At 64.9% G+C, this 10,422-nt stretch carries 6 protein-coding genes; all 6 read left to right on the top strand.

What is annotated here, in order from left to right:
- Window positions 1-24: 24 nt before the first annotated feature.
- The 6 genes from PSEWESI4_RS24655 to PSEWESI4_RS24630 all read left to right on the top strand — a co-directional run bounded on the left by PSEWESI4_RS24655 (window position 25) and on the right by PSEWESI4_RS24630 (window position 10,062).
- Complete coding sequence (locus PSEWESI4_RS24655) at window positions 25-573, top strand: fimbrial protein (protein ID WP_187673886.1); 549 nt, start codon at window positions 25-27, stop codon at window positions 571-573.
- A gap of 192 nt (window positions 574-765) precedes the next feature.
- Window positions 766-1,512: a fimbria/pilus periplasmic chaperone gene (locus PSEWESI4_RS24650; protein ID WP_187673885.1), complete on the top strand. Its 747-nt coding sequence runs from the start codon at window positions 766-768 to the stop codon at window positions 1,510-1,512.
- Window positions 1,513-1,524: 12 nt separating this feature from the next.
- The gene (locus tag PSEWESI4_RS24645; protein WP_187673884.1) at window positions 1,525-4,044 is read left to right on the top strand and encodes a fimbria/pilus outer membrane usher protein; all 2,520 of its coding nucleotides are present in this window, start codon (window positions 1,525-1,527) and stop codon (window positions 4,042-4,044) included.
- Window positions 4,045-4,061: 17 nt separating this feature from the next.
- Entirely contained in the window at window positions 4,062-5,075 is a 1,014-nt protein-coding gene (locus PSEWESI4_RS24640; protein WP_187673883.1) for a hypothetical protein, read from the top strand.
- A gap of 81 nt (window positions 5,076-5,156) precedes the next feature.
- Complete coding sequence (locus tag PSEWESI4_RS24635) at window positions 5,157-7,520, top strand: DNA polymerase II (RefSeq protein WP_187673882.1); 2,364 nt, start codon at window positions 5,157-5,159, stop codon at window positions 7,518-7,520.
- A gap of 187 nt (window positions 7,521-7,707) precedes the next feature.
- Window positions 7,708-10,062, top strand: coding sequence for a multiheme c-type cytochrome (locus PSEWESI4_RS24630; protein WP_187673881.1), 2,355 nt, complete (start codon window positions 7,708-7,710; stop codon window positions 10,060-10,062).
- The last annotated feature ends 360 nt before the right edge of the window (window positions 10,063-10,422 follow it).

The following is a 10,422-nucleotide window of genomic DNA, read 5'->3' as shown; positions in this document are numbered from 1 at the left end:
CCCCCCCCCACAGGAAATTTCACCATGAGCAAGTTGATAAGTACCACAGTCGCAGTAGCCGCCTTGACCGGTGCATTGCTTAGTACGAACTCTCACGCCGCCGAAGGCAGCATTACTTTCTCCGGCACCGTCGTAGCCAGTACTTGTACCGCCGATGTGAACGGCCAGGGGCCGGACGGCAATGTCCGACTCGAAACCGTCTCCTGGGATGCGCTGCAGAATGTCGGCGATACCGCTGGAGACACCCCCTTCTCCATCACTCTCGCAGGATGCAACTTCGGTGAGGATGGCGATCTGACGATTCGTCCCAAGTTCGAGCAGACCAACGTCAGCCAGCTCACGGGAAATCTCCAGAACGTCAGCGGCGGTATGGGTACGACAGATGTCGAGATTCAGATCCTGAACAATGACCAGCAACCCATCGACCTGCGGACCAATGCGAACAACAACCCGATACTCACCGATGAATCCGTAGTCTTCGATTACTATGGCCGGTATATCAGGGCAGCGGACGGCGGCGAAGTTTTTGGTGACGTCGGTTCCGTACTGATGTTCTCGGTAGAGTATCAATAAGTGAAAACAGCGCATGCATACCGAAGGCCTTTAATTGAATGTTCGCGCCCTCGGTATGCATGCAAGGAGCTTTCGCCACAGTCACTTAGTTGATAAGTCCGAATCTTGTCGATGCAAACACCTCAAGTACCTGAATTGCTCCCCCGACAAACCAAGCTAGACTCTCTCCGAGACAGTCGAGGAGACCATGAAATGCACCTTGGACGCATCGTTGCCCTGCTCGTATGTCTCGTTATGGCTCCCGCACACGCCAGTATCGTCATCACCGGTACTCGCGTTATCTATCCCGCCTCGGAAAAGGACATCAGCGTCACCATCCGCAATACCGGCAAGACCCCTTCCCTCGTCCAGTCCTGGGTGGACAAGGGCGGCGCCATGGATACGAACCGCACCGCCGGATCGCCCTTTCTGGTCACCCCGCCCGTCTCCCGCCTCGACCCCGAGAAAGGCCTGCTCCTCAAGGTGGCCTATCTCAACGAGCCGCTGCCCCAGGACCGCGAATCGGTGTTCTGGCTGAATGTCCTGGAAATCCCCTCCCAGGCCCCGAAGAAGGGTGCCGACGAGGAAGTCGACACCAGCGGCAGCCTGCAGATCGCCTTCCGCTCGCAGATCAAGCTGTTCTACCGCCCCTCTGCCCTGAAGGGCTCGCCCAGCGATGCGGCGCAGAATCTCAAGTGGACCATCGCCTCCAGCGGCGGACAGACCGTCCTGCGCGCCATCAACGATTCGCCCTACCACATCTCGCCCAGCAAGCTTCAATTGAGTTCCGGCGGGAGCAGCCATACCGACAGCGAGCTGGACATGATTCCCCCGCTGGGGAACTACGACGTCGTCCTGCCCCGCAACGTGGCCGGCTGGGCGAAGAGCGGCTCACGGGTCCGCTATACCTGGATCAACGACTTCGGCGGTGTGGTCGAGACAGAAGCTTCCGTGCAGTAACGGCCACCGCACATGCATGCCAAATCCCATCCCCGAACCGGCCTGGCCGTATGCCTGGTGAGCCTCACCCTGGGCGGGACCGCCCTCGCAGAAGAGCCAGCGGCGCCGGGCGATGTCCATTTCGACCGGGAGACCCTGCGCAGCCTGGGCCTGGACGTCGATGTGTCGGCCTTCGAAAAAAGCGCCAGCGCGCTCCCCGCCGGCACCTATCCGTTCAACCTGATCGTCAACGGCACCGCCTATGGGCTGCAAGAAGTCCGTGTCACCCACACTGCCGAGGATCAGCGCCAGGTCTATTGCTTCACCCGGGAACAGCTCACCCAGTGGGGCACCGCCTTCGACGAATTGCCCCAGGACCGGCTGGCCGCGCTCGATCAGGATTGCCTGGACCTGGTCGCGCTGATTCCCCAGGCCAAGGTCGAGCCGGAAATGTCCACCGCGGCGCTCCAGGTCACGCTGCCGCAGGCCTATGTGAAGAAGCGGCCGCGCCACTACGCGCCGCCGCAAAGCTGGGACTCCGGCCTGAATGCCGGCTTCCTCAGCTACAACACCAACTTCGACCACGCCCGCAGCGACGACCAGGGCACCCGCAACAGCTACTTCCTCGGCCTCAACGGCGGGCTGAACCTGTCCGGCTGGCGCTTTCGCCACAACGGTTCGTTCCTCAGCGGCGACAACACCGACAAGGGCAGCACCTACCAGACCCTCAACAACTACCTGCAGCGCGACCTGACTTCGCTGTCGTCCCAGTTGACCCTGGGCGAGCACTTCACCCGTGGCGACCTGTTCGACAGCATCCCGTTCACCGGCGTGCAGATGGAAAGCGACGAGCGCATGCTGCCCGACAACGAGCGCGGCTTCGCCCCGCAGGTGCGCGGCGTGGCCGAGAGCAACGCCACCGTCACCGTCCGCCAGGGCAACCAGGTAATCCACGAGACGACGGTGCCGCCCGGCCCGTTCCTGATCGACGACCTGTACAACACCGGCTTCACGGAAAACCTGGAGGTCACCATCACCGAGGCCGACGGCCGGGAAAAGACCTTCGCCGTGCCCTATTCCTACGCCGCCGAGCTGCTCCGCCCGAACAGCTCGCGCTACTTCCTCACCGCCGGCCGCTATCGTGGCAACGAGGTGAACCGGGAGCTGGAGTTCCTCCAGGGCGGCTACCGTCGCGGGGTCACCAACACCCTGACCCTCTACTCCGGGGCCATCGCCGCCGACAGCTACATGGCCGCCCTGATCGGCAGCGGCTTCAACACCCCCTATGGCGCCATCACCACGGACATCACCTTCGCGGACTTCGATCCCGATTCGAATACGGTCGAGCCACGGATGCCGACTCGCGGCGAGAGCTACCGCATCGGCTATAACAAGACCTTCGGGCGCACCGGCACCACCGTGCAGACCGTCTACAGCCGCTCGGACGAGGGCTATCTCAGCCTTTCCGCCGCGGCCGAAGCGGTCGATACCGGCCTGACGAACCTGTTCCGCGAGCGTGACCGCCTGACCCTCAACGTCAACCAGGCGCTGGGCAGCAGGACCAGTTTCTTCCTCTCCGGCGTGGCCCAGACCTACTGGACCGACGAGGACGACAGCACCACCTTCGGCGGCGGTTTCACCCGCTCCTTCAGTTGGGGCAGCTTCGGGCTCTCCGCCTCCCGCTTCAATACCGTGGACGGCTACGACATCCAGTACCTGGCGACCCTGAGCCTCCCCCTCGGCCGGAGCACCAGGGCGCCGCGCCTGAACACCACCGCGACCTACCTGGACAACGACAACAACACCCTGCAGACCAGCGTCAGCGGGGTCGTCGGCGAACAGATGCAGACCAACTACAACCTGTACGCGAACAGCGGGCTCAACGAAGGCGAGCGGAGCAACTCCTACGGCGCCAACCTGCGGCACCGGACCACGGCCTCGATGCTGGGGGTCAGCGCTTCGCGGGGCGATGGTTTCTCCCGCGAGTCGCTCTCGGCGCGGGGCAGCATCGCGGCCTACAGCGGTGGCGTGGTGTTCTCGCCCACCCAGGGGGAAACCATGGCGATCGTCGAGGCCGAGGGCGCCGCCGGCGCGCAACTGCGGCGCAACCAGGTGCGCATCGGCGGCAGCGGCAAGGCCCTGGTGACCGGCCTGACGCCCTACCGGAACAACGACATCGTCCTCGATTCCAAGGGCGCCTCGGACAGCGTCGAGATCAAGGAGAACATCCAGCGCATCGCACCCCGCTACGGCGCCATCGTCCGCGTGCCCTACGAGACCGTCACCGGCCAGCCGTCGCTGCTGGAGATCGTGCATGCCGGCGGCATACCCATTCCCTTCGGCGCGGCGGTTTCGGACGCCAGTGGGGAAGTCGTCACCCATGTCGCCCAGGGCCAACTGGTGTTCATCCGCACCGGCCTGGAGCCGGCCATCTACAAAGTGTCGTGGGGTGACGGGGAAAGCTGCGGCTTCACCTACGCCCCGCCCGAAGAGGCACACGACACCTACAGCAAAATGCCTGTCACCTGCTCCGCCGAGCCGGGCAGGCCCTGACCCAGCCGAGTATTCGAATGGAAACGCAAGCAGATCGCAAAACCGGGCATGCCAGGCTCCCTCTTGCCCTCGCCGCCCTCCTGGCCTTCCCGGCCCTGGCCGACGAGTGTCCCGTGGAGCCCAACCAGTGCTACTTCAGCAACGTATCGCTCACCTACGATGGCGAAACCGATATCTCCAACGACCTTCCCGTCGGCAGCGTGCTGGGCACGGTCAACCTGTCGCTGGACTTCACCTGCCGGCTCCAGGAATACCTGAGCGGCGAGGCCGGGCGCTATATCGTGCTGGGCATCACCTCCGAAGGCAGTCACATGCAGGGGCAATCCTTCTCCACGAACTACGAAGGGCTGGCCTACCAGGTCATCCCCAGCGGCGACATGGATGGCGTCGGGGTCAAGCAGGTCGGGGGCGTGGCCAACCGGATCCAACTGGGAATAATGGGCGATCGGACACTCGGTCCCAGCGAGTGCATCAGCGGCTCGCTGTCGCCGACCTTCATGGAACTGGTGAAGAACAGCACCCTCCTCGAACCGGGCACGTTCCTCATCAACTTCAGGAACCCCGCGTTCTTCGTCGGTGCCCGCTGGAACAATACCCCGCCGTCGTACAACATCGTTCCCTTTCCAAGTCTCCCCCTGAACTTCCTGCCCACCACCTGCGAGCTGTCCGAAGCCCCCACCCGCGTCGACTTCGGCACCTTCGACAAGTCCGCGCTTCCCCTGGAGAAAACCTTCGACTTCCGCTGGACCTGCGACGGCGGCACGGTCGTGAAAACCACCCTGACCCCCACCGCCGGGCGGCTCATCGACGGCAATACCGGCATCGTGCACGAGTCCAACGACCTGCTGCTGAAGATCAGGGATGAGTCCAGCGGGCAGTACGTCCAGTTCCACCAGCCCGTCTACCACATCATCCAGCCGGAGCAGGCCCTGGGCTTCAACATCTCGTTCCAGGCCGAACTGTCCGACCATGGCGACGTGAAACCGGGGCCGTTCGAATTCGTCCTGCTCTACAACACCGAATACAAGTAACCCCCCCTCGCCAGCAACCCGGGCGGGCATCCCCCCGGGCAAGTAGAATCACCGCTGTAATCGGTCCTTGGAATCGCAGTGGTGAATCTACAACAGGGCTTCGTCCTGACCCGGCACTGGCGCGACACGCCGGCCGGCACCGAAGTCGAATTCTGGCTGGCGACCGATGCCGGCCCCCGGCACATCCGCCTGCCCTACCAGCCCTCGGTGGCCTTCATCCCCGCGGAACAACGCGAATGGGCCGAACCGCTGCTGGCCGGCGAGCGCGAGGTCGAGCTGCGCCCGCTGGGCCTGTGCGATTTCCATCACCGCCCGGTGCTCGGCCTTTATTGCCGGCAGCATCGCCAGTTGATGCAGCTCGACAAGCTGTTGAGGAAGGCCGGGCTGGATGTCTACGAAGCCGATGTCCGTCCTCCGGAACGCTACATGATGGAGCGCTTCATCACCGCGCCAGTGTGGTTCGGCGGTACGCCGGGCGGCGATGGCCTGCTGCTCGATGCGCAGATGAAGCCCGCCCAGGACTATCGCCCCCGGCTGAAACTGGTCTCCCTGGACATCGAGACCAACATCCGTGGCGACCTGTACTCCATCGCCCTGGAAGGCTGCGGCGAGCGCCAGGTCTACATGCTCGGTCCGGTGAACGGCGCCGGCGACGAGGTGGACTTCCAGCTCGACTACTGCGACACCCGCGCGGAGATGCTCGAGAAGCTGAACCAGTGGCTCATCCGGCACGATCCCGACGCGATCATCGGCTGGAACCTGGTGCAGTTCGACCTGCGCGTGCTGCACGAGCACGCCGAGCGCCTGAAGGTGCCGCTGCGGCTTGGGCGCGGCGGCGACGAGATGGGCTGGCGCGAGCACGGCAGCCGCAACAATCACTACTTCGCGGAGGCGGCCGGGCGGCTGATCATCGATGGCATCGAGGCGCTGCGTTCGGCAACCTGGAGCTTTCCGTCGTTCAGCCTGGAGAACGTCGCGCAGACGCTGCTCGGCGAGGGCAAGTCCATCGCAACGCCCTACCAGCGCATGGACGAGATCGACCGCATGTTCGCCGAGGACAAGCCCGCCCTGGCGCGCTACAACCTCAAGGACTGCGAGTTGGTGACGCGGATCTTCGAGAAGACCGAGCTGCTGACCTTCCTGCTCGAGCGCGCCACCGTCACCGGCCTGCCCGCCGATCGCAGCGGCGGCTCGGTGGCGGCCTTCACCCACCTCTATATGCCGCTGATGCACCGCCAGGGCTTCGTCGCGCCGAACCTCGGGGAAAAGGTGCCGGAAGCCAGCCCCGGCGGCTTCGTGATGGATTCGCGCCCCGGCCTGTACGAATCCGTGCTGGTGCTCGACTACAAGAGCCTCTACCCGTCGATCATCCGCACCTTCCTGATCGACCCGGTCGGACTGATCGAGGGCCTGCGCCATCCCGGCAACGACGAGTCGGTGCCGGGCTTTCGCGGCGCCCGCTTCTCGCGCACCCGGCACAGCCTGCCGTCCATCGTCGAGCGCGTCTGGCAGGGTCGCGAGGCGGCCAAGCGCGAGCACAACCAGCCGCTCTCCCAGGCGCTGAAGATCATCATGAACTCGTTCTACGGCGTGCTCGGCTCCAGCGGCTGCCGCTTCTTCGACCCGCGCCTGGCCTCGTCCATCACCATGCGCGGCCACGAGATCATGCGCAGGACGCGCGAGCTGATCGAGGCCGAAGGCCAGGTGGTGATCTACGGCGATACGGACTCCACCTTCGTCTGGCTCGGCCACGAGCACGGCGAGGAAGACGCGGAACGCATCGGTCGTGCGCTGGTACGACACGTCAACCAGTGGTGGCGCGATCACCTCCGCCAGGAGTTCGGCCTGGAAAGCGCTCTGGAGCTGCAATTCGAGACCCACTACCGGCGCTTCCTGATGCCCACCGTGCGCGGCGCCGAGGAAGGCAGCAAGAAGCGCTACGCGGGGCTGGCCAGGCGCGCGGACGGCAGCGAGGAAATGGTCTTCAAGGGCCTGGAAACAGTGCGCACCGACTGGTCGCCGCTGGCCCAGCAATTCCAGCAGGAGCTCTACCTGCGCATCTTCAACCGCCAGCCCTACCAGGACTACGTGCGCGACTACGTGCGCCGGACGCTGGCCGGCGAGCTCGACGAACTGCTGATCTACCGCAAGCGCCTGCGCCGCCGGCTGGACGACTACCAGCGCAACGTACCGCCACACGTGCGCGCGGCGCGCATCGCCGACGAGTACAACGAGCGCCAGGGCCGCCCACGCCAGTACCAGAGCGGCGGCTGGATCAGCTACGTGATGACGGTCGTCGGGCCGGAGCCGCTGGAAACCCGGCGCGCGGCGATCGACTACGACCACTATGTCACGCGCCAGTTGCAACCGGTGGCGGACGCGATCCTGCCGTTCGTGCACGACGACTTCAGCAGGTTGATCGACGGCCAACTCAGCCTGTTCTAGGCTGGGTCGTTCCGGTAGGGTGCGCCGTACATACCGAAAGATTTGCAGCGCCGAACGCTCCGGAGCGCACATACGGATACCGGCCCCGCAACTTCCAAAAAAACCAGAATGGACTCACCAGGTCCACATACAGCCCGTAAACTGCGCTTTTCCAAAGCCCGGCAAACCGTGAAGGCCGCACCCATACATGCCTGAGAAAACCAAGAAAAAAGCCAAGGATGGCGCTCCACGATCCTTCGGTATCCTCTACCCCCTGGCCGCCGGCCTGTTGCTGCTGGTCACCCTGGTGATCTGGTTCATCCTGCAACGCAGCGAACCCACCATCCCGCCGATCAGGCCCGCCGCGCCTGCCGTAGAGCAGCCGCAACGCCCCGCGCGCCCGGCCGAAAGCACCGCCAGCCTGGTCGACGAAGGCCAGTGCCAGGGCTGTCACACGCAGCAATTCGAGGACTGGCAAGGCTCCCATCACCACCTGGCGATGCAGGAAGCGCGCGACGACACGGTGCTTGGCGATTTCAACGAGCAGAGCTTCAAGGAAGGCAGCGAAACCACGCGTTTCTTCCGCAAGGACGACGGCTTCTGGGTCAACACCCCGGGGCCGGATGGCAAGCCCGCAGACTTCCGGGTGGCCTACACCTTCGGCGTCGCGCCATTGCAGCAATACCTGCTGGAACTGCCCGGCGGCCGGCTACAGGCACTCTCCGTGGCCTGGGATGTCGAAAAGCAGCGCTGGTTCCATCTCTATCCGGGCCAGAACGTCGATTTCAAGGATGAAATGCACTGGAGCAAGCCGCAGCAGAACGCCAACTTCATGTGCATCGAGTGCCATACCACCGGCTTCAAGCGCAATTTCGACGCGGCAAGCGGCACTTACGCCAGCCACTGGCAGAGCCTCGGCGTCGGCTGCCAGGCCTGCCACGGCCCGGCCTCGGGCCACCTGCAATGGGCGGCCAAGCCGGATGGCGACGCCAAGCGCGGCTTCGACTTCTCGCTCAACCAGGCCGACAACCTCGTCCAGGCGGAGAACTGCGGCCGCTGCCACGCCCGGCGCTCCCCGCTCGGCGACGGCTTCGCCGCCCACAAGCGGCTGATGGACGACTACCTGCCCAGCCCGCTGACCCAGGCGCTCTACGAGCTGGACGGCAAGATCAAGGACGAAGTCTTCGAATGGGGCTCCTTCACCCAGAGCAAGATGTTCGCCAAGGGCGTGCGCTGCAGCGATTGCCACAACCCGCACAGCGGCGAGCTGAAGGCTCCCGGCAACGGCGTCTGCCTGCAATGCCACACCCCGGCCGGCCAGATCGCCCGGCCCGGCATCGACGGCCAGGGGCTGCAAGCCAAGCACTACGACTCGCCCGAACACCACCGGCACCAGCCCGGGCAACCCGGCTCGCAGTGCATCGACTGCCATATGCCCGGCAAGTTCTACATGGGCAACGACTTCCGCCATGACCACGGTTTCACCTTGCCCAACCCGGCCCGCGCGCTGGAGCTCGGCACCCCGGACGCCTGCCTCGGCTGCCACCAGGACAGCGCCAGCGACAAGATCGTCGAGCAGTTCCAGGCCTGGTACGGCGCAGGCGAAGAAGGCGCCCACCCGCGCTACGACGAGAGCCTGTGGCTGATCCGTGGTGGCCAACCCGGTGCCTCCCGAGCGCTGTTCCTGCAGCTCGAAGCGCAGGACCTGCCGGCCATCCGCCGCGCCACGCTGCTGGCCGAACTGCCCGTCTATCCCAGCGAGCGGGCGCTGAACCTGGCGATCCGCGACCTGAAGCATGACGACCCGCTGGTGCGCCGGGCCGCCGCGGAAGCCGTCAGCGCCCTGCTGCCGCCACAACGGCGCGTCGCCCTGCTCGGCCCCTTGCTCGACGACCCGGTGCGCGCGGTACGTCTCGCCGCCGCCCATGCGCTGCTCGGCCTGCCGGACGAAGCCCTTGGCCAGCATCGCGCGAGCTGGGCCCAGGCCATCGACGAGTACGAACAGACGCAGAAGAAGCTTGCCGACCGCGCCGAAGCCAACCTGAACCTGGCGATGCTCTACCAGGCACAGGGCCGCAGCGCGCTGGTGGAGCCGGCGTTGCGCGATGCCGTGCGCCGCGACTCGGATTTCCTGCCGGCCGTGGTGACATTGGCGCAGTGGCTGGATGGCAATTTCCGTGGCCAGGAGGCCCGGCAACTGCTCGAAGACACTCTCGCCCGCCATCCGGAATCGGCCTTCCTGCACCATGCCAACGGCCTGGCGATGGTGCGGCGCGGCGAGCGCGAAGCGGGCATCAGGGAACTGGGCGAAGCCGCCCGCCTGGCCCCGGACGACGCACGTTTCGGCTACGTCCATGCCATCGCCCTGCACGACAGCGGCGATGTACAGGGCGCCATCGGGCAACTCGAACACCTGCTCGAACGCCAGCCGAACAACCGCGAGGCGCGCCTGGCGCTGATCGACTACTGCCGCGAGACCGGGCAGATCCAGAAGGTGCAGATCCTCCAGGCCGAACTGGAGCGCATGAACCCGGACGACCCGGCCCTGCGCCAGGCGCAGTGAGCCGCCTTCGCAAAACAGGCAGGGTGGGCTTCAGCCCACCAATTCCGAGCTCAGACTCCGCTCGGTGGGCTGAAGCCCACCCTTGTATTGTGTTTTTGCTCAAGTCGCTCTTGAGCACAAGGCGACCCGGATGCCGTGTCCACCCTTGGCGACAAGGCCGTGATGTAGACTTTGCACCGGGCTGCCTGCTTCAACTTGCCAGAAATCGAACAGTATCTTCGACCCGGTCAAGCCGTGAGTCAGCATTCACAAGGTGGATTACGCAAGCCATGAGCACTTCTGACTTCCTCCCTCTGGGAATCGACATTTCCAAGAAGAAAATCGATTGTGCCCTGATGCTGGGCACGAAATTCAAGAACA

It is taken from the genome of Zestomonas carbonaria (assembly GCF_904061905.1).
Taxonomy (GTDB): domain Bacteria; phylum Pseudomonadota; class Gammaproteobacteria; order Pseudomonadales; family Pseudomonadaceae; genus Aquipseudomonas; species Aquipseudomonas carbonaria.
This window is presented reverse-complemented; position numbering and strand designations above follow the sequence as displayed.